Origin of the sequence: Chryseobacterium sp. BLS98, from assembly GCF_001045445.1 — a bacterium.
In the GTDB taxonomy this organism is placed as follows: Bacteria; Bacteroidota; Bacteroidia; order Flavobacteriales; family Weeksellaceae; genus Chryseobacterium.
Window position 1 is genome coordinate 368,635 of the sequence record NZ_LFNF01000002.1, and the last position, 20,521, is coordinate 389,155.

The window sequence follows — 20,521 nt, forward strand, 5'->3', positions numbered from 1 at the left end:
GGTTCTATCCATTCACTGCTATCAACTGGCAGCCAGCAAGTATAAGAAAAATCTTTAGTTTTCAATTACGGGAAAACGTAATTTCTCAACAAAGCAACACATAAAGCATATTTATCCTTTGTAATTTCCATGAAAGCTTAAATAGTATCTGCCTTTCGCAAGTAGTAACTCGCTGTTACAACCCCTTTTTCCCTTCCATCCAATACGCCTGCGACCTGATACACTTAGCATCCACCCCCTTTGTTTTAAGGAATTTTATGACTACAGACATCGTATTTCCATTTCCGGTAAGGTAGAAAACCGCTTCGTTATGGTGAACGGCTTGTTTTTCTTCCTTCAAAAAGTCGTTTAAAGCTTCTATAATGTTCTGTATATCATTTTTAGGAGCATGATAACCGTATAATCCAAGCTTTTTCAGGGCTGAAGATTCTTCCAGTTCGTGAAGGCAGGCAAATGAGCCTCCCGTTTCCTCCGCTACCTCTTTGATGGCCAGAGAACTCCCAAGCGAAGTTTCGTCACCCATTGAAAAATGAATTTCTGCATTGGGCTCAAAAAAACGTTTACCTCTGGGCAGTAAAATTTTGGTAACATCACCTTCTGAAAGATGATGAGCAAAACGACTTCCAACAGAATCGGTATTATGGAGATGAAACAACACATCGAAAGTTCCTTCTTGCCTGTTGAAATTGAAAGGTGAATAATTACGGTAATCCCTTTCGTTGACTCTTATTCCAATGGCATAAGCAGGTTCAAAAGAGACATCTCCCAGGTCGGAAGCAAAACGGATAAGCCGAAGATCTTTTGAAATATTTCCGGCATGTACAACAGCACACTCTTTAAATTTCGAGGACATGACATTTTCTAAAGTATCATTGATCCATTTTGGTAAGCTTGGCATAAAAAATTTTAATGCAAAGGAAGCTTCAAAATGAGAATGAACCGATAGCTGTTTCAGGGAATTAATTGGACAATCCGCGGATTATCCTTTATTTCTTTTTTTGTCCCGGAATTCTGACGGCGGGCATCCTTCAGCTTTGGAAAATAAACGGGAAAAATAAGCATAATCACTATACCCAAGATTATAAGAAATTTCTTTTACCGATAGTTGAGTAAAAGATAAAAGCCTTTTGGCTTCAATTAAAACTTCCTGATGAATCCAGTACTGTGCAGATCTTCCTGTAACTTCCCGGATGACATCAGTAAGATAGCCGCGGGAAATATTCAAAGCTGCAGCGTAAGATGATGGACTTTTCATGGTTTTAAAGTCTTTCCTTACGAGTACCCTGAATTTTCTTGCCAACTGAACCGTCCGGCTTTCACCGGATATCCCGGAATTTTTTTCAGCTGAAAAAATCATTGCATACATACCTGTAAAAGCATTTATTAAAGAACGGATGACCAAAAAACCTTCTTTAGTTCCCAGCATTTCTTCCGTACAGGTTGTCTGAAGCATTCCGGCACATGCACTGAGCTTCTCAGTCCAGTTTTTGTCAATAGAAATAGGCTGAATATCCACGAGGGTTTCCTCAAAAACCGATCTTACGGAATCCGGAAGCAATTCTGCTTTCACGGCAATAAACCATCCGGTGACGTTGTCCATAAGAATACCTTCGTGAACTTGTCCCGGTAGCAGAAAGAAAACAGCTTTATCATGTGCTTCTATCATCTTAAAATCAACCATCATTTTGGCCCGTCCACTTTCCAAAAACGTAAAAATATAGTGACTGTCACGGTGAATCCCTTTATCAAACAGATTATCCTCCGTGCTGATGGTCCGCTTTTCAATTCTTTCGACCAAAATGCCATGTCGGGTAATGCCGCTTAAATCATATGTAGGAATAGTCTGCTTCATTACTTGATTTGAGGTTATTTAGCTTTTGAAAAGGCCATTTTTACAGCTAAAAACATTAGAACACTTGCCATAAACCACTTCTGAACCTTCACCCAAAAAGGATTTTCTGCAAAAAATGCAGCAACCCTTGCTGCCGCCAGTACGATGATAAAGTTGATGCTGAAGCTCACAAAAACCTGGATCACTCCCAGTTCCAGGCTCTGAGTCAGTATCGAGCCATATTCAGGTTTAATAAACTGCGGGAAAAAAGACAGGTAAAATACGGCCACTTTCGGATTCAGTACATTTGTCAGAAAGCCAACTGTGAAAAGCTTTCTGGGACTGTCATGGGAACCATTTTTATCTACTTCAAATATATTCTTGCTTTTAGGTTTAACTGCCTGATATGCCAGATACAAAAGATAAACTGTTCCGAGTGTTTTTAATACAGTATAAGCGAGCGGGACAGCCAGCAATACTGCCGTAAGTCCGAATGATACCATAATGATGTGAAAAAGAAAACCGCAAACTATTCCGGCCAGCGAAATCATTCCTGATTTTTTACCCTGTGTTATCGATTTGGAAATCAGATAAATCATGTTCGGACCAGGGCTTATCACCAATACCAGTGCAGCAAGGACAAAAAATAAGAGTTCGTGGAATGGAATCATCTTGTAATCATTTAGTTAAAAATATCTTTTGGAAGCCATTTTTTCGGCTGTAAAGAAAATTACCGACAAATATAGATGTTTCCTATGATTAGTAGGTTTGGTTCCCGATCGATTTTCTCTCATTAAATAATTATTAAAGCTCAATTATTTAATTAACAATAAGATTACAAATAATATAAGGAGGATACAGCTATTTTACTATTTTTGTATTCCCGGAAGAGGGATTTTTCTTTCTTCAAAATAATTACACCCAACTATAAACCAGAAAACGAAATGCAGCTTATTAAATCAACAAGAAAAGTACCTGTGACCAAAATGATGAGGATTCATAAATATCTTTCTGCTGTTAAAAATTTATGCTAAAAATTTTCTTCCGGTTATTTATCTTAGGCAGCTATACCATATTTTTTTTATGCACATCATAATATAGGCGGCTTTTTCCCGTTTGAAAGTAAACTATTAATCATTTTACCTAACAATAAAAGTTTCACCAGCCTAATTTTCTTGGTTCTTCTGATCGGCTTTTTTATTCAATCAACTTAACCATACTATTTGATAGATTTCTACTCCATTAAAATTTAAACTCAATGCAAAAATTGTTTTTTAAAGCTTCCGTCACGGCCGCCGCACTCTGTTTCGGTTCTCTGGCTTTGGCGCAGCAAAAATACTCAGTAAGCGGTACTGTGAAAGATAACACGAATGGCGAATTACTGATCGGAGTTACTGTAAAAGTCAGTGAAGATCCTACGATTTCGGTGGTTGCCAACGAATACGGCTTTTACTCGCTGTCGCTTCCTGAGGGAAATTATACATTGATCGTTTCTTATCCGGGGTACCGCGATTTTGAGCAGGCTATCAAAGTTGAGCAAAATACGAAGATCGACCTTCCACTCAACCAGGAAGATCAGAAAGTAGGAAATATTGATGAAGTAGTTATTTCAGGGGTAAAAAAGAATAAGAATCTTACCACGGCCCAAATGGGAACGGAAACTCTAAGCATCAAAAATATTGAAAAACTTCCGGTTTTATTCGGGGAAAAGGATGTGATGAAAACAATACAGCTTTTGCCGGGAATTAAAAGCAACGGGGAAGGAAGCAGCGGGTTCAGTGTGAGAGGGGGTGCCACAGACCAAAACCTGATTTTATTGGACGAAGCTCCTGTTTATAATGCGTCGCATCTCCTTGGTTTTTTCAGTACGTTCAACAGTGATGCTCTGAAGGATGCGAGTATTATTAAAGGGAACAGCCCTGCCCAGTATGGGGGACGCCTTTCTTCGGTAATGGATGTCAAGATGAAGGATGGGAATAATAAGAGCTACAATGTAAATGGTGGAATCGGGCTGATCAGCAGCAGGCTGAGCGTGGAAGGCCCTATCCAGAAGGAGAAATCCTCATTTATTGTTTCCGGAAGAAGAACGTATGCCGACCTGTTTCTGAAGACAACGGACGATTTTAAAGACAGTAAGCTGTATTTCTATGATCTTAATTTAAAAGCGAATTATCAGATCAATGACAACAACCGTCTTTATTTATCCGGTTATTTTGGCAGAGATGTTTTGGGACTGGGTGATACTTTTTCTACAGACTGGGGAAATACAACGGCAACCCTGCGATGGAACAGCATTATCAACAGCAAACTGTTCTCCAATACTTCGTTTATTTACAGTAACTATAATTATAAAATCAGTCTTCAGAGCAATGACAACACTTTTGGTCTGGATTCGCAGATCGAAGACTGGAATCTTAAGCAGGATTTTACATGGTTTGCGGGAAATAAGCATTCTGTACGTTTCGGACTGCAGTCTATTTACCACACCATTACTCCGAGCAGTGCCTCCGGAACCAGTGTAAGCAGCTTCCCTAGAAATCCAAGAAAATCGTGGGAGAATGCTTTATATATGAATGATGATTTTAAAGTAAATAATAAGCTTACCGTGAATTATGGTTTAAGGCTTTCTACCTTCAGTGTGTTGGGTGGAGACACCTATAATACATACGAAAACGGCGTTATTACAGACACAAGATTTTTGGAAAAGGGGAAATTCGGGAAAACATATGTTAATCTGGAGCCCAGGATCACTGCCAATTACCTAATCAATGAAGTCAGCAGCGTAAAAGCAGGATATTCTCGTAATACACAGAATCTGCACCTTCTGAGCAATAGCAGCAGCGGAAATCCTACAGATCAGTGGATCGGGAGCAGCTACAGTGTAAAGCCGGAAATAGCAGACCAGATCAGTGCCGGATACAGCAGGAATTTCAACAACAATAATTATGAACTGAACGCTGAAATTTACTATAAGTCCATGCAGAACCAGATTGACTTTAAAAATGGAGCGCAGATCGCCTTTGATACAGCAGCAGATGTAGAAAGTGAACTGTTGTATGGTAAAGGAAGAGCTTATGGTTTTGAACTTATCGCCAAAAAGAAAAACGGAAGGCTGACCGGATGGATTTCTTATACTTTGTCTAAAACCGAGAGAAAAATAAACGGTATCAACAATAATGAATGGTATAATGCCAGAATGGACAAAACTCATGATCTTTCAATTGTAGCCACTTATGAACTGAATAAGAAATGGTCACTATCCGGATTATTCCTTTATAGTACCGGAAATGCCGTAACCTTTCCTACCGGCAAATACGAGCTGAACGGGCAGACCATATTCCAGTACAGCAGCAGAAATGCCGACCGTATGCCTGCCTACCACAGAATGGATTTGAGCGCAACCTACGAACCGGAATCTACCAAACGCTTCAAAGGTTCATGGTCATTCGGCATCTATAATCTCTACGGCCGCGAAAATGCCTATACAATTACGTTTGAAGACAATCCGAATAACCCCGGAACGACCCGCGCCATGCAGACTTCATTATTTCGCTGGGTTCCTAACATCACTTATAATTTCAAATTTTAGATCATGAAGAATATTATTTTTATCATATTATCGCTGTTTGTAGTCACTTCCTGTGAAAAAGAGATCGATCTGGATCTAGAAGACAAAAGCGGAACCATTGTCATAGAAGGTAATGTAACCAACCAACCCGGCCCTTATACTGTAAGGATAACTAAATCTGTGGCTTTTACACAAAATAATCAGTATCCTGCGGTTACCGGAGCCCAGGTTATTTTAAGTGACAATACAGGTCAGGCTGAAACATTACAGTACATCGGTGACGGAAAGTACATAACAACGGCTTTTACGGGAGTAACGGGCCGTACCTATACCCTGAAAATACAGGCTGAAGGACAGCAGTATACCGCTCAGAGTACAATGCCCGAGGCTGTAAGTTTTGACGGTCTTACACAGGATTCTTTCACATTCGGGGGTGAGACGACCTATACTCTTTTACCCGTTTTTACTGATCCGCCAGCATTGGGAAACCGTTATCTTTTCAACTTTACCATTAACAATATGACTAAAAAGGTCTTTGAGGTATTTTCAGACAATGTAAATAACGGATTGGTGAACCAAAGACCATTAATTCTCCCTAATGAAGATGATAAGGATGATCCCACCGACCATAAAGTTGCTCCCGGAGATACAGTTTATGTAGAGATGCAGTCTATTGATCATAATATTTTCACCTACTACTCTGCTCTTCTGCAGATTTCAGGAGACGGCGGGCCTGGCGGAGGCGTTACTCCTGCAAACCCTCCAAGCAATATCAATAATGGTGCTTTGGGATATTTCTCGGCACATACGGTACAGAAAAGAAATATTGTGATCCAGTAAATTGTAGTACACTATTTATAAAAAGCTATTCCAATCACCCGGAATAGCTTTTCTTTTTACCATTCCGTCAAAAATTCTTTGAGTTTTCATCCCTTCAAGAGGGAAAACACCACCGACAACGCACAACACATAAACAACTAATAAACAATACGTTAAATTCAATACGTATTTCTACTGAAGAGGATATTTGGTTATTTACACGCTAAAATTCATCTCTTTTTCTTCGTTCCTTTGAGTTGTTCAATAATAAAAAGAATTACAAAACAACCAAAAACAAAAACCCATGGAAACAATTCAAATTACACAGACTGAAGTAGGATTCAAAGATCCGTTCGAACGCGTTATTTTTTCTGAGAAAGCAGGAGGAGAATCTAAAGAATCTTATTCGATTGAAGTATCGGGCGAAGGACAGCTTACTGGATTATCTTATACTGTACCTCCGTTCACTCAGGGAAGAATCACGGCTTCTCTTCAGGTATCTGCCATGTCCAGCCAGGATGTGAAAAACCTAAATGACCTGGCTATGGGTATGCTGGATGCCAGTTATCAAGAGCAGGTAAAAGAGTATGAGAAAACTTCTGCCAGTGCCAATTTATCTGTCTGGACCTGGTTCTTCGGCGGTGGCGGGGCTTCTGCTTCTTATGAAAAAACCAAAGAAACCATGAAATCAAAGGGGCTTACAGAAGAGCAGATCACCAAATTAATGGATGCATTTCTTGAAAAAGCTAAACAGATGTCTACTGTAAATATTGACTTCTATGTTAATAATTCAGCCAATGATTATGCTGTTTCCGGAGATCTGTATCTGTATACTGTTTCAGGAACAATCAAAACTGAAAAAGGGACTGCCCAATACCGTATGCTGGCTGATCAGGCCTCTGCTGGCGGACCACCACCTGCTGGCGGCGGAGCTCCTTCTTCCGGAACCATCAAGCTGAACTAATATTAAGCTGGTGAGAAAATAATTCGGAACGGCTTTGCCGTTCCGAATTTTAACAAATTGATTATTAACTATTTTATTTATCAACTCCAAATAACAAAATCATGAAACTAAGTAAAGAAGACATAATCCTGCATGATAAAATGGCAGAAAAGCTGCCTGAACTTGTTGAAGAATATTTTAAAAGACCGGAAATAACCTCTTTGGGCGTTTCATTAAAGACTGTTAATGATAAATTAATCAACAGTCTCAGCTACACTTTCGGAGTAAAAAAGAAACTTCCTCTTTCACAGGTTAAAAATGCTATTCCTCCTACCCTTTTTGGATTTCCTACAGATATAGTTGAGTTTGAAATTCAGGACAATCACCTGGCTGCACCTGATATGGTGTCAGATGCAACCAGAAATGAAAAAACAGATCCATTGATCGGCGGAATCAGTATCTCAGCAAATGGAGAACTGATGCAGGGCGGAAAGGCAATTGCAGGCAACGGTACACTGGGAGTTATGGTGAATAAAAAAGGGGACAAAAATCCTTATATGATCACTTGCGCCCACGTAGTGGCGGGAACTACTACAAAGCTTGATTCTGATATATGCCAGCAGTCTAAATGGCAGACTACTTTAAACTACTGTCATGACTGTGCAGCACTGAAAGATTATTATAAAGAGAATGTATTCTTTGACAGAAATTCAGTGGTTATAGATGCCTGGCTGGACTGTGCTATTGCAAGAAAAGGATATTTCAGGGATGCTGATATAGGGAAAGTATATGGCGTAGGAAATACCATTACAGGATTTGGAGAGGTCAACGCTGCCCTGATTGGTGAAGAAGTCATGAAAAGTGGGATTACTACTGAAATTACAACAGGTACTATAACAAGTATTACAGAATCTCTAAAGGCTAAGAAATTAGACGGAAGCGAGGTTGTCGCCCATAATGTAGTAACAGTAAGGGGTGATGGCGGATATTTCTCAAGGTCAGGAGATTCCGGATCAGCAGTTTTTAAGACGAATGATTTCACAATGATCGGCGTTCTTTTTGGTTCCGGCGTTACAAACGGATTGGGTTTGGTTTCTCCGATCGATGCCGTTTTAAGCAAATGGCCCGATATTCAACTGTAAAAATATCCATTATTCTATTGTATTGGCTGGATGTAAAATACAAAGCAATACAGAGCTTTTCTGCATTAAGCCAATACTGTTTTATCAACAATCTATATGTCAGTTTGTATTAAAATATTTCTTAAGATCTGAAATACTTCCTATTTTAAGATCCTGAGCCTGTTTTCTGCGCATCATCAGGGCATAGGAATTATTAAAGCCAAGCGGCTTCAACCATTGAATTCCATACTGTTTCCGGAATTCAGAATCCACGTACTGGTAGGTTGCATCAGCACTTTGAGTCACTGTTTTAAGCGTTTCCGGTGTAGGTTTTAAAAGCACTAGAAGCCCGGTTCCTGTATATTCAGGGTAAAAATCGATGGCATTATTCACCAAAGCATCAAAACAGATTTTGGTTCCTCCCAGTCCGGTCTTTGTTTCCGCTTTATAATCGGTATAGCCTTCAATCAGCATTTTATATATTTCTGTGAGAATGTACTGTTCCCCAAAGATTTTTGAACCAATGCGCACCGTTCCGGAATTGCCTTTCCTTGAAGGTTTATAGAGTTTATTTTTAATTAAAAAATCCTTCGCAATCTTTTCCGGGGCCTGTTTCAGATAATCGGATTTATAATTCAGATCGGTCATAATGGAATCATTGAATTTACCAGCCAAAAGGTTCAGCGTTTTTTCCAGATCAGGAAATTTCTGCAGTGTTTTGGTTTTAATGACAGGAGCTGCAAAATAAGGCGGAAATATTTTTTTATCATCATTCAGAACATACAGGTCAAAGGCTTTGATCCTGCCGTCTGTAGAATATCCGCTGATGAGGTCCAGATCTTTTTCATAGGCTGCTTTGTACATAATGGCATCATTTACAACAGCAGGATTTACATTGAGCCCATACACAGAACGCAGGCCAAGGTCTCCATCCTGCCTTCCCATGAATTCGGGAGTAAAGCCAGCCTTAATTTTATTTCCTGAAACAGATTTGAACAGATAAACTGCTCCAACTAGGATTAATACAATGGGAACAATATATTTTAATTTCTGAAACAAACGGTATCCTGATTTTTGTACAACAGCAATACCCTGGTCCAGCAAAACCGCCAGTAATGCTGCCGGAATGGCTCCTGCAAGAATCATATTGGTGTTATTCAGAGAGATTCCCCCGAAAATAAATTCGCCCAGGCCTCCTGCAGCCACAAAAGAAGCTAAAGTAGCCACTCCAACATTGATAACGGCTGCTGTTCTTATCCCTGCAATGATAACGGGCATTGCCAGTGGAAGTTCCACTTTAAAAAGAAGTTGGCTCCTGTTCATTCCCATTGCCTTTGCAGCTTCGATAACGGTTGGATTAACGCCTGTGATTCCTGTATAGGTATTCCGAATAATGGGTAAAAGAGCGTAAATCAGCAATGCAACGATGGCAGGTTTAGCCCCGATTCCAAAAGCAGGAATCATGAAGCCAAGCAAGGCAATACTTGGAATAGTCTGCAGAATTCCGGCTGCGCCCAGAACAGGGCTGGACAGCTTTCTTTTCCTGGCAATCAGGATTCCTAAAGGGACACCGACGATAATGGCCAGAACCAGCGACAAAAAAGTAAGTCCCAGATGCTGTACAACCTGGGTGAGAAGTTTATCCTGCTGTTCTATAATAAACTGCCAAAGGCTTTGCTGTGTCATACAATCTGTAATTTTCTGTAATCATTAAATGCTTTGATCAGATTTTCATAATACGGAGTATTTTTATGATCCGAACTTAATTTTTGCAGGGCATTCCAAACGCTTGTATTTTCATTAAACCCTAATGCCTGGTATATGCTTTCCGAGGTCAGGAAAGCACCCGTATCTTTTAATGTTGCTATCTTATATTCCAGCAAAAGCCTGTTTTCAGCAAAAAAATCCGTGACAAAATCATTTTGGGGACGGTAAAGCATTTCTTTTGGTGTTCCGGTCTGAATAATTTTCCCTTTATCCATTAAACAAATCCGGTGACCCAGCTCAAAAGCTTCCTGCACATCATGGGTGACAAGGATGATCGTCTTATTTTTAAGCTCTTCCAGGGATTTAAATTCAGAATGAATATCAGCTTTGGTGATATTATCCAATGCCCCGAAAGGCTCATCCATCAGCAAAACAGGGGTATTGGCAATCAAAGCCCGGGCAATTCCCACTCTCTGCTGCTGGCCGCCACTGAGTTCATGGGGAAACCTCGAAAGTACGTCTTCGGAAAGATGAAGTTTGTGTAAAAGCTCAAAGGTCCTGTTTTGGATCTTTGTTTTATCCCATTTCAGGAGTTCGGGAACTACGGCAATGTTCTGTTTGATGGTATAATGGGGAAACAGACCGGAATGCTGCATCACAAAGCCTATTCCCATCCGGAGTTCTTCCGGTTTCTGATCGCGGATATTTTTGCCGTCAATAAAAATGTTTCCGGAATCTGCTTCTATCAGGCGGTTGATCATTTTAAGCGTTGTCGTTTTGCCACAACCGCTGGTTCCGAGAAGCACCAGAATTTCCTGATCATTGGCATGAAAGGAAATATGATCAACTGCCGGTTTTCCGTTAAAATTCTTTGAAACTGATTCTACTGTAATCATAGGTGCAAATTATCGGGCTAGCCTGATTCCTGTAAACTGCCATTTCAGGTTGGTCTGAAAGAAATTACGATAGGTATTCCTGCTGTGACCGGGAGGTGTGGCATCCGAAGCACCGCGCAAAACTGTTTGGTTAACCATGAACTTTCCGTTGTACTCTCCTACTGCTCCAGCCTCTTTTTTAAAACCGGGATAAGGCAGGTACGCGGAATTGGTCCATTCCCAGCGGCTTCCCCAATCGAAGTGTTCTGAAGCAACTTCCCATTCAGCTTCGGTAGGCAGGCGCATTCCTTTCCAGGATGCAAAGGCGGAGGCTTCATAAAAATTGATATGACAAACAGCTTCATTCAAATCTATTTCCTGTAAGCCGTTTAAGGTATAATTCATCCATTGACCGTCAATATAATGCCAGTACAGCGGAGATTGGGCGTTATTTTGCTTCACCCAGTCCCAGCCTTCGGCATGCCAGTGCCTGAAATCAGAATACCCTCCTGCATCTATAAATTCCAGATACTCCCTGTTGGTAACCAGCCGCCCTGCGATTTCAAAATCCTGAAGATATACTTTATGCCTGCCAAGCTCATTATCAAAACAAAAACCTTCTCCGTTAAAACCTATTTCATAAACACCTTCAGAAAACTTAATCATTTCAATGTTTCCAGGATTGGTTTTTGGCAAAATCATCTCAGATCGATAAGCCGGAAAAAGAGGATTATGCCCCAGAATGTATTTGATATCAGTAATTAAAAGTTCCTGATGCTGCTGTTCGTGGTTAAGACCCAATTCTAAAAGTGGTTCAACAGCTTCAGTCATAAACTGGCTTTGAAGAAAGATCTTCATATGCTCATCCACATATTTCCGGTACTTATAAATATCCGAAACGGAAGGCCTACTTAAATTTCCCCGGTCGGTACGGATCACTCTTGCCCCAATGGTCTCGTAATAGCTGTTAAAAACGAAGTTGTATTGAGGATCGAAAATTTGATAATCCGGAAAATTAGGTTCCAGGATAAATGTTTCAAAAAACCAGGTCGTGTGGCCGAGGTGCCATTTCGGAGGGCTTACATCAACGATGGGCTGTACCACGTAATCCTCTATTTCCAGGGGAGCACATATTTCTTCGGAATATTTTCGGATATCGGTATATTGTTTTACTAAATCTGATGTTGCTATGTTCGGAGTCATGTTGTTGAGTTTTAGTAATTACGTTATGATTGATTCTTATGTTTTTATTCCCGCCAATTAGGCAGATTGAGCAGATTCTTAATTATTTACTTTACTTCCCAGACGATGTCTACAAACCACTTTTTTGAATCTTTGATTTCTCCTACCCTTTTAAAATCTGATTTTCCTCTCAGCTCTTCTATTTTTTCTGCGGAAAATTTCTGTGAAACCTCCATGTCGATGAGCTCATTTTCTTCAAATGAGATATGGTCTTTCCCTATCGTTACCGTTTGATTCGGCAGGCTTACCAGAAAACTTCTGCAGGCTCCGCTTACAGGATCGTAGGTTTGATAATGCTGAAACTGTTCCAGGTCAAAGTTGGCATCGAGCTCCCTGTTGATACGGGTAAGCAGATTAAGGTTAAAAGCCGCAGTAATTCCGTTTTTATCGTTATAGGCATTTAAAATTGTATGGGGATTTTTTTTAAGATCGAAACCAATCAGCAGCTTATCTCCTGAAGCCAGGTTTTGGTTCAAATCATAAAGGAAATTTTCAGCTTCCACTATATCCATATTGCCGATATTGCTTCCCAGAAACAGGATCACCTTCTTCCTGTCTGATAATGAAGCGGCCTTTTGAAGCATTTCAAAGTACTCTCCTTCCAGGACAACTGTTTTCAGATCCGGTAGCTCCCCGCTTAGTTTTTCATTTAAAATGGAAAGAATATTACCGGAAATATCGATGGGCATATAGGTAAAATCGGTTTTCTTTTCAACGAGGTATTTGAGTAAAAAAGTAGATTTCATAGCATCTCCTGCTCCTAATTCTATCAGGTCAAAAGGTGCATTTTCCGGGATGATGAGGCTGGCGATAACTGCGGTTTTATTTTTGAAGATATCAAGTTCACATTGAGTAAGGTAGTATTCGGGCATGGCCATAATTTCCTGGAAAATGCGGTCGCCTGATTTATCATAAAAATATTTGGAAGATAACCTTTTCGGAATGCTTTTCAAGCCATTCAGGACATCGGAATGAAAACTGCCGGCATGACGGTCCTCAACCATTGCATGTGGTTTTAACTGTAAATTCATATGTTTTAATTTGTGTGGTTTTTAGTTCACTACAACTATCTTGCCGCTCCAACATTAAATTCCATAAAACACCCTTAGTTTCAGCTTAATAAATATATTAATTTTATATGTAGGATAAGAATTTAAAAATGCTATTCGCCCGATCGATATTAACTAACAGGGAGTTTTTTAACGCGAAGAATGATTGATGATTCTTCATATTTAAGAACAGGAAAGGTGGGATCAACTTTTGTTGACCTCATGAAGCGACTGTTTTATTGTTTAAAACTGCGAAAAAAGCAGATTTGTAATACTATAAATGCTTATTAATCTGGTGATTTTTGATCAGATTTGATTTTATTGATCAAAGGATTCGCGTACATGGCAAGAAAATACTCTCTGGAAACCGTATCGGAAGGGTCGATGCGCATTTCGAGCCTGCGTACAAACAGCTGTTTTTCCTGTTCGGTATATGCCGAAGCATAAGTATCGGTATTGTGGAGAAGATCATAAGCGATAAACTTGGTGGGCCAAAGTTTATAGTTCTGTATGATGGAATCGTCAATCATCTGGGCAATCGCCTGCAGCTGCTTATTTTTGTTTTCAAGATGCGCTACATCGTCCAGTTCTCTATCCAGTACGGTTCCCGCATGGATGTGGATTCTTTTCTTTTGCCCCAGTACCCCGCTCAGCATGGTCATAAAATCTTCATCCTTGCCTTTTATGTATTCCTCATCCCTATGCCTGGCCAGAAGCTGAGGCATTTTTAAGGAATCAGTAGGATCGTATTCGTAAGAGATGGATATGGGAACTATTTTGAGTGTTTTAAAATAATCCGTCAAAGAAAGATCGCCCGCAACCATCGCCAGCATCTTTAAAACGCCTTGCTGGGTAGCATCGTTTCCGTCTTTGGTACGGCCTTCCCGCTGGGCAATCCACACGGAACGTTTTTCAACATGTAAAAGCTGCTCAATATATTCAGACATGGTCTGGGAACTTTTCAGCTGCTCACGGATCGAAAGCCCTCTCTGAACCAGAAAGTTACGGTTCAGCTTGGCCAGTACGTGTAAAAATGTTTTCTGAACCAGGTTATCACCAATTGCGGAAGAGGTCATGATAAACTCTTTTTCAAGCAGCACCAGATTCAGCAGCGAAGTATCCAAAACAATGTCCCTGTGGTTGGAAACGAAAAGATAAGGCGTGTTCTGATCAAGTTTTTCAAATCCCGAAGTCGTTAAACCTTCAGAACTCTTCGCCAGGATCTGACGAATCGTGTGGGCAATGAATTGGTGCTGGAAATCGCTTATCGAATGAATATTTTTAAACTGTTCCCTCCAGACCTGCTTATCAACATCCGGAAAGGTGAACCCCATCAGTGCCGTCATCATAGGATCACGGGCGATTCCCCGCAATGCTTCATTTACTTCATGATCATAAAAAGGCCTGATTTCATCGAACTTCGACATGGAATGATTTAAAATTAATACTATTTTGCAAAAGAACAAAAATTTATCGAGGGGACATTACAATGTTTGTTAAAGTATTATGATTGACGTTTAAGTTTAGAGGAATGCCCCGTTCTGATCGTGGTAGCCCATTTTTATCGGCCTAGGAAGCTGTAGCGCTAAAAAAAATAAAAATTGATCCGTTAAAAAAACATTTATGTTTCGACGATTCCTTAAAAAATAGATAAGCAGAGAGTCAAATTCCCACTGTTTGAGTGCGGACCAAACATTGAACCGAAGAAGAAACATTCAATCCGCACGAGTTTTGGGAATTTTAGGAGCAAATTTTATTTTTAGCGAAAGATTCCAAGCCTTGAATTTTTGGTTCCTTTTGTTTCAAGACAAAAGAACAATTGAAAAAAATAATCAATTATTTTACCTTTTCCAGCAGATACAGCTTAGCACCGGAAAAAGCCAGTTTAGGCATCAGGTTTCCTTCCAACACCATTGTTTTATTATTCACATCAATCACGGAAATGTAATTGTTGGAATTGTATTCTATATAGTTTTCTTTTTCTTTTGTAACCGGATTCTTTCCAAATTCCATAGAATATTTTACCCAGTCTTCATCGCCGGAACTGCAGTGTACGGGCTTGAATTTGGATTTTTTAGCCTTGAAAACAATCTGGTCGTAGCTGTCCGTACACTCGGAAGTGAATGAGCTTTCCGGATTCTGATCGTTTGAAAATTCTTCAAAAGAGCCTTTGTAAACTCCTACCACTTTCCAAGTTCCGTCTACACGGTCTTCATCTATTTTCCCTTTGGCTTTGCTCACGGCCCAGCTGATCCCGTTTACGGTTCCTTTTACAGCTTTGTAGCCTACTTTGGCAACTCCTGTCACTACTTTGGTTGCAGTTCTTACCACACAGGAATTTAGAATAAGAACGGCTGAAAGGAGGAATATTACTTTTTTCATTTGTCAGTTTTTTTATCGTAGCGAAGATAGGGTTTTTGAAAAATATCTTTTGAAAATTAGTAGCAAGAATAACATACGATACAGTTAAAATAGGCCTGACTCATCTTAGTCAGGCCTATTATTCATACTTTAAACCACGTAAATTACCCGTATAAAGCACATCAATTCTTTATTTTTTTATAAACTGAACAGCTTTTGAATGCTCAAGTTTCAGCCAATAGCTTCCTTTGCTGAGATCCTGAACCTTAATCCCTTTTCCTGCTATGTAAGAACCTGCCTTAACTTTTTGTCCGGCAGCATTATAAATAACAAAATCCTCATTTTTCACACTTGAAAGGTAAAGAATGTCTGTGACAGGATTTGGAAATAATTTCATTTGCGGGGTCAGGACTACAGACTCGGTGCTTAAGAAATTCATATTATAGTTTACCTTCATATTAAAGAGATCACCATACGTATTCTTCTGAACTGTAAGAATGAAGCCATCGTCTCCATTCAAAAAAACATCTGCAACAGAACTGATATTGGCAGGAACTTTAAACAAGCCACCCGTCCCAAAGGATGCATCACTAACTCCGTTGGTATTATATTTTAATATTGTTGCTGCATATTCAACCGGTGAATCACTTTTGTAATAAGAAGAAAAAATATACACATGATGATCTATTTCCATAATTCTATGCGGAATGTGCACACTCCATTGTCCGAATCCAGATTCCACTTTCCCACCATTTCCAAACGATGTATCTATTGCTCCCGAGCGCAGGTATCTGGAACCTCTTACATAACTATTTGCAGAACTCACATCCACATAATTTGCGGTCAGGATCTTACCGTCTTCCTGGATATTATAGTCATAAATAGTAATATCTCTTGGGACATAAACATAGCCATTATCTCCGAAACTGGCATCGGGTATTCCATTTAAAAAATGACAGGTCCACACATCTGTCTGTGTATAGTTCCCACTATTATTATAATAGAACGACGTGGCAAAGTTGTATATTTTACCATTCTTAATTCTGGTTTGTTTCAGGGTTTGAAATTTATAATCGCGGTCTATCAATATTGAGCTGAAACCATTATTCCCGAAGCTGGTATCGATCGTCCCGTTGGGCAAAATTTTGCAAAGTTTGGTATACGTTTTTGAAGGATTACCAACGGTTGTACTATAAACAACAAAAATTTGATTAGCCTCATCCTTCATTAAATTCCCGTAGGTCAATGTAGTCGGTGTAAAAAGAAAATCAGCAAGCTTAAAACCATTATCTCCGAAAGAAGTATCAATGCTTCCATTTCCTGTAATCTTAACAAGATAAGCTTTCATATTGGCAGAGCAGGAAAGGATAATGGAGTTATCATCCAGCGTCACAGAACCTTGCACTGTAATTTGTCCCGGATTGTTTGGATAAGCTGGAATACTTAAAAGTCCATTGGTTCCAAAAGTTGTGTCCGGTGTTCCATCGTAATTATATTTGGTAATAAAATATGTTTTGGAGGTAAAAGAGCCGGTATCGTAGTAGCCAATATTGACTGTTTTCTGATCAGCAGTATAGAAGGTTTTCATGTTATATTCCCTGTTTTGAGTAGGGGGAATATTGACAAAAAGTTTTCCACTTGTTCCATAATTGGCATCAACCACCTGGCCGGAAACAGAAACAAAACTTAAAAAGAAAAAGAATATAAGTTTTCTCATAATCAGGTTATTATTTTTTGGGCAAAAATAGTTTTTTTTCGCTAAAGTTGAATAACCTGTTCATTAGGGTACAAAGAAAGAAGGCGATACTCAGTAAGGACAGCAAAATTTGTAATCTGTGATTTGTATTAGTGGAAATTTATCCTCAATAAAACAGAAAATTGGTGGCAGAATTTCAAACAAAGCAAGATGATGAAAAAATTCTGTTACACTATGCCTCAACCTCTTGTAGAGTCAATACCGTTACCCTCCTACACATCCACTTCCTCAGCCTCCACACCGGCACATACACAAAAACCACAGACAACATCCCCGCCAGCACCCCAACAAGCACCGCCATCGCCGTAGCATCCAGCTTATAATCTTTTGAGAAATTGTACTGTCCTATAAAGAGCAGGGAGAATACTAATGAACCTGTGATCAGGCCGTGTAAGATGCTTAGTTTGGTCATTAATTTTTTAATATTCAGCTGTTCGTCTACTGTAAACTCTATAGCTTCCTGGCTGGCGGCATCGGTTACCCTTTTGATGATATCAATGGTAAGCACTACGGGAAGGAAGATGGCCATTGGCAGGGTAAGGCGGGCCAGATTTTGTGTTCCTGAAAAGAAATGGGTGTATCCCAGTTCCTGAAAGCTGGCGTAAGCAATAATGAAATTGAAAAATACGTTGGGAAGGACATAATAAATCGTACGCTTAATTAAAAAGCGTTTCAGCGTGGTTTTCTTGAGTTTTTTAGGGGGTGGCGGCTTCAGTTTAAATTTCATAGCTACGAGGTCAGTAGTTCAATGGCTTTGTTTTTAATGGTAACGGCTTCTTCTTTGGGGAGGAAATCCTCATTGGACATCAACGTGAAATCCATTTGCTGGTTGTACATTGTTGCGACCAAAGTGTTTGAATTCAGCCAAGGAAAAGCAACCGTCGGGCTGAAGACCGTTTCCACTTTAAAATGTTTATAATCACTTGGGATATTGATCCTTCCCATATTGGAAAGCGTTATATCATGCCCGCCTTTACTGGATTTCATCATGGAAACCATACGTTCAGCGACCGGATGCATCTGCTCACCCATCCACAGAAGCTCTCTGGCCTCCATTTTTTCTATTTTTTCTACAAGATCTTTTTTGATCCGTCTGGCGTTGTCCAGGACATCCGTGTTTCCTTTTTTTAATGACAATTCAACGGTTGGCGCGAAAGCAAATACATGATCCTGTCTGATCTCCGGAATAAAATGGCGCACATCTACCGGACTGATCACCTTACCTTTTGCCTGCTTTCCCTGAATCTCCTGAAAAGCCTGCATAAATGATGAACAGAGCAAAGCATGTACAGAAACACCATGAGTTTTGGCCTTTCCCGTTACTTGCGCAGTTGTATCTGAATTCAACTTCCAATGGACAGCGTAATTTTTTCCGAGGTTTCTTATCTTACTTTTTCGCTGCATGAGAAAAAATAGCCGGGCCATCATCAGGTAAAAACGGGCTTTGCGCTTCTTTTTTTTCATATTGAAATCCAAAGGCAGAAAATCATCTACAGAACTGAATACCTCATAAGGCTGCAACTCCAGATCAGGATCATCCAGCAAAGCAAGAAGTTCCTTCATCATGGTGACAAGGGAAGTTCCGTCGCAGATACAGTGAGGCAATACCCAGAGAATTTCCGATACATCCTGTCCTTTGATCCAAACCAATTGGGCCAGTGGCTTTTTTTCATCTTTAAACAGCCGGAACCATTCAGTTTCGGATTCCTGCAGCCAGTCTTCATCAGTCTTTCGCTCAACAATACGGAGCGGAATAGGTTCAATATCTTTTTCCTCTATAAAAAACGGATACTTTTTACTGCTGTTATCAATCCTTGTTCTCAGCAAAGGATGTTTTTGCTGGATTTTTTCTAAAGCAGCCTTAAAGTTTTCCTCAGGGATATTTCCCTTGATTTTTGCCGTAAATACACAATTGACAGGTGTTTCAGGATCAACATACATGATCCGTTCCACCATCATTAAATTTCGCCTGATCATAATACTGCTATAGGGTCTAATTGTAATTTCACCGTCTGAATCACCTCATCACGAATGGCTAAGGCTTCAGCATACGGTAAGTATCCTTCACTTCCTACAAATGAAAAATCCATTTCCCCTCTGAATGTTGAAGTTACCATCGTTGTGGTATTCCCCAACGGACCAATCACAGACGGACTGAAAATGGTATCCAGTGTAAATTCTTTATATTGATGAGGAATCTGAATACGTCCCAGATTGGAAAACATACAGTCGTTGGAAGATTTGCCATGCTTTAAAAGCTTGGTGAAATTTTTCAAGGCATCATGAGCAGACTCCATCACCATCATGGTAATGTAAGGATTCAGTTTGGAGGTTTTCTTTTCTACAGACTCCTGCATCATCCACAAATTATCTGAAAAACTCACTTTATCATCGGATGACACTACGATCATCAAACCGAAAGCAAAGATATGATCGTCCTTGATCTGTGGAGCAAAACGCCTGATATCTACCGGACAGGAAACTTTATTAAAAGCCGCCTCTCCCCTTACCTTTTTAAATGCATGAAGCAGCACAGCGCTTAAAAATGTATTGACAGTAACCTCCTGTGACTTGCAATAGGAAATCAGTTCCTTACTCATCTCTTTGTCAAATTTCCAGTGAATCAGATAGTCGTTTTGCCGGTCAATCACTTTTTTACTAACAGGAATACATTTGATAGCCGTTGCCGCCACTCTGCCGATGACCTTCGCTTTCAATTTTTGGTAGCGGCTTGTAAGAATCGCTTCCGGGACCACATCATGAATTCCAAGAATAGGATGTTCTACCCCGATTTCAGCCGATGGATTGTCCAAAATTGTTAAAAATTCATAGAGAAAAGCCATCGCAGAACCCCCATCACATAAACAGTGATGAAAAGAAAAAAGCATATCCGAAACCTCCTCTCCTTTGATCCATACAAACCGGAGAAGGGGTTGCTGTCCAAAATCAAATAAAGTCTGCCACTCCCTTCTAGACTCTTCCTGCCAGTCATCTTCCCCTTTTCTGGAAACGATCCGTATCGGGATTTGCGGATATGTTTCCAGCACTTCAAACCAGGGAATATTGTCTTTATCATAATTGATGAGTGCTCTCAGCCAGGGATGTTTACCCTGAAGCTGATTCAGGGCATTTTGGATATTTTCTTCTTGAAAAGTACCATGCAGCCGAAACGGAATTACTGCATTGAATGGTTCTGTTCCGTCTCCTAAAAGCATACGCTCACCAAATAACAATTTTCGTCGCATAGGC

17 protein-coding genes are annotated in these 20,521 nt (G+C 39.9%); 4 read left to right on the plus strand and 13 right to left on the minus strand.

The annotated features are described in order from the left end of the window. Positions 1 to 175: 175 nt before the first annotated feature. The 3 genes from ACM40_RS06590 to ACM40_RS06600 all read right to left on the minus strand — a co-directional run bounded on the left by ACM40_RS06590 (position 176) and on the right by ACM40_RS06600 (position 2,502). Positions 176 to 898: a siderophore-interacting protein gene (locus ACM40_RS06590; RefSeq protein WP_048502041.1), complete on the minus strand. Its 723-nt coding sequence runs from the start codon at positions 896 to 898 to the stop codon at positions 176 to 178. Positions 899 to 979: 81 nt separating this feature from the next. Next, positions 980 to 1,852 carry a helix-turn-helix domain-containing protein gene (locus ACM40_RS06595; protein ID WP_048502042.1) on the minus strand — a complete coding sequence of 291 codons (873 nt, stop codon included), beginning with the start codon at positions 1,850 to 1,852 and terminating at the stop codon, positions 980 to 982. A gap of 14 nt (positions 1,853 to 1,866) precedes the next feature. Next, positions 1,867 to 2,502 (minus strand): LysE family translocator, encoded by a 636-nt coding sequence (locus ACM40_RS06600; protein ID WP_048502043.1) that lies wholly within the window; start codon positions 2,500 to 2,502, stop codon positions 1,867 to 1,869. Positions 2,503 to 3,089: 587 nt separating this feature from the next. Between ACM40_RS06600 and ACM40_RS06605 the strand changes: the two genes are divergently transcribed. The 4 genes from ACM40_RS06605 to ACM40_RS06620 all read left to right on the plus strand — a co-directional run bounded on the left by ACM40_RS06605 (position 3,090) and on the right by ACM40_RS06620 (position 8,303). Then, a complete protein-coding gene (locus tag ACM40_RS06605) occupies positions 3,090 to 5,420 on the plus strand; it encodes a TonB-dependent receptor (protein ID WP_048502044.1) in 2,331 nt (776 codons plus the stop codon). Between the two features lie 3 nt (positions 5,421 to 5,423). Beyond that, entirely contained in the window at positions 5,424 to 6,239 is an 816-nt protein-coding gene (locus ACM40_RS06610) for a DUF4249 domain-containing protein (RefSeq protein WP_048502045.1), read from the plus strand. Between the two features lie 283 nt (positions 6,240 to 6,522). Continuing rightward, a complete protein-coding gene (locus tag ACM40_RS06615; protein WP_048502046.1) occupies positions 6,523 to 7,182 on the plus strand; it encodes a hypothetical protein in 660 nt (219 codons plus the stop codon). A gap of 101 nt (positions 7,183 to 7,283) precedes the next feature. Continuing rightward, positions 7,284 to 8,303 (plus strand): hypothetical protein, encoded by a 1,020-nt coding sequence (locus tag ACM40_RS06620; RefSeq protein ID WP_048502047.1) that lies wholly within the window; start codon positions 7,284 to 7,286, stop codon positions 8,301 to 8,303. Between the two features lie 99 nt (positions 8,304 to 8,402). Here the strand turns inward: ACM40_RS06620 and ACM40_RS06625 are convergent, their stop codons facing one another. The 10 genes from ACM40_RS06625 to ACM40_RS06675 form a co-directional block, all read right to left on the minus strand. Continuing rightward, positions 8,403 to 9,968 (minus strand): ABC transporter permease/substrate-binding protein, encoded by a 1,566-nt coding sequence (locus ACM40_RS06625; RefSeq protein ID WP_048502048.1) that lies wholly within the window; start codon positions 9,966 to 9,968, stop codon positions 8,403 to 8,405. Beyond that, positions 9,965 to 10,885 (minus strand): ABC transporter ATP-binding protein, encoded by a 921-nt coding sequence (locus ACM40_RS06630; protein WP_048502049.1) that lies wholly within the window; start codon positions 10,883 to 10,885, stop codon positions 9,965 to 9,967. The genes ACM40_RS06625 and ACM40_RS06630 overlap by 4 nt, the downstream gene beginning before the upstream one ends. Positions 10,886 to 10,894: 9 nt before the next feature. After that, complete coding sequence (gene egtB, locus ACM40_RS06635; RefSeq protein ID WP_048502050.1) at positions 10,895 to 12,067, minus strand: ergothioneine biosynthesis protein EgtB; 1,173 nt, start codon at positions 12,065 to 12,067, stop codon at positions 10,895 to 10,897. A gap of 86 nt (positions 12,068 to 12,153) precedes the next feature. Beyond that, positions 12,154 to 13,137: an L-histidine N(alpha)-methyltransferase gene (locus tag ACM40_RS06640; RefSeq protein WP_048502051.1), complete on the minus strand. Its 984-nt coding sequence runs from the start codon at positions 13,135 to 13,137 to the stop codon at positions 12,154 to 12,156. A 305-nt stretch (positions 13,138 to 13,442) separates the two neighbouring features. Further along, positions 13,443 to 14,582, minus strand: a complete 1,140-nt coding sequence (locus ACM40_RS06645) for a 1-acyl-sn-glycerol-3-phosphate acyltransferase (protein ID WP_048502052.1) — start codon at positions 14,580 to 14,582, stop codon at positions 13,443 to 13,445. A gap of 409 nt (positions 14,583 to 14,991) precedes the next feature. Then, on the minus strand, positions 14,992 to 15,537 hold the full coding sequence (locus ACM40_RS06655) for a hypothetical protein (RefSeq protein WP_048502054.1): 546 nt from the start codon (positions 15,535 to 15,537) through the stop codon (positions 14,992 to 14,994). A 169-nt stretch (positions 15,538 to 15,706) separates the two neighbouring features. Continuing rightward, complete coding sequence (locus tag ACM40_RS06660) at positions 15,707 to 17,233, minus strand: T9SS type A sorting domain-containing protein (RefSeq protein ID WP_048502055.1); 1,527 nt, start codon at positions 17,231 to 17,233, stop codon at positions 15,707 to 15,709. Positions 17,234 to 17,444: 211 nt separating this feature from the next. Beyond that, positions 17,445 to 17,999: a hypothetical protein gene (locus ACM40_RS06665; RefSeq protein WP_048502056.1), complete on the minus strand. Its 555-nt coding sequence runs from the start codon at positions 17,997 to 17,999 to the stop codon at positions 17,445 to 17,447. A gap of 2 nt (positions 18,000 to 18,001) precedes the next feature. Beyond that, a complete protein-coding gene (locus ACM40_RS06670) occupies positions 18,002 to 19,249 on the minus strand; it encodes a condensation domain-containing protein (protein WP_083996806.1) in 1,248 nt (415 codons plus the stop codon). Beyond that, positions 19,246 to 20,517, minus strand: coding sequence for a condensation domain-containing protein (locus tag ACM40_RS06675; protein WP_048502058.1), 1,272 nt, complete (start codon positions 20,515 to 20,517; stop codon positions 19,246 to 19,248). The genes ACM40_RS06670 and ACM40_RS06675 overlap by 4 nt, the downstream gene beginning before the upstream one ends. Positions 20,518 to 20,521 lie beyond the last annotated feature (4 nt).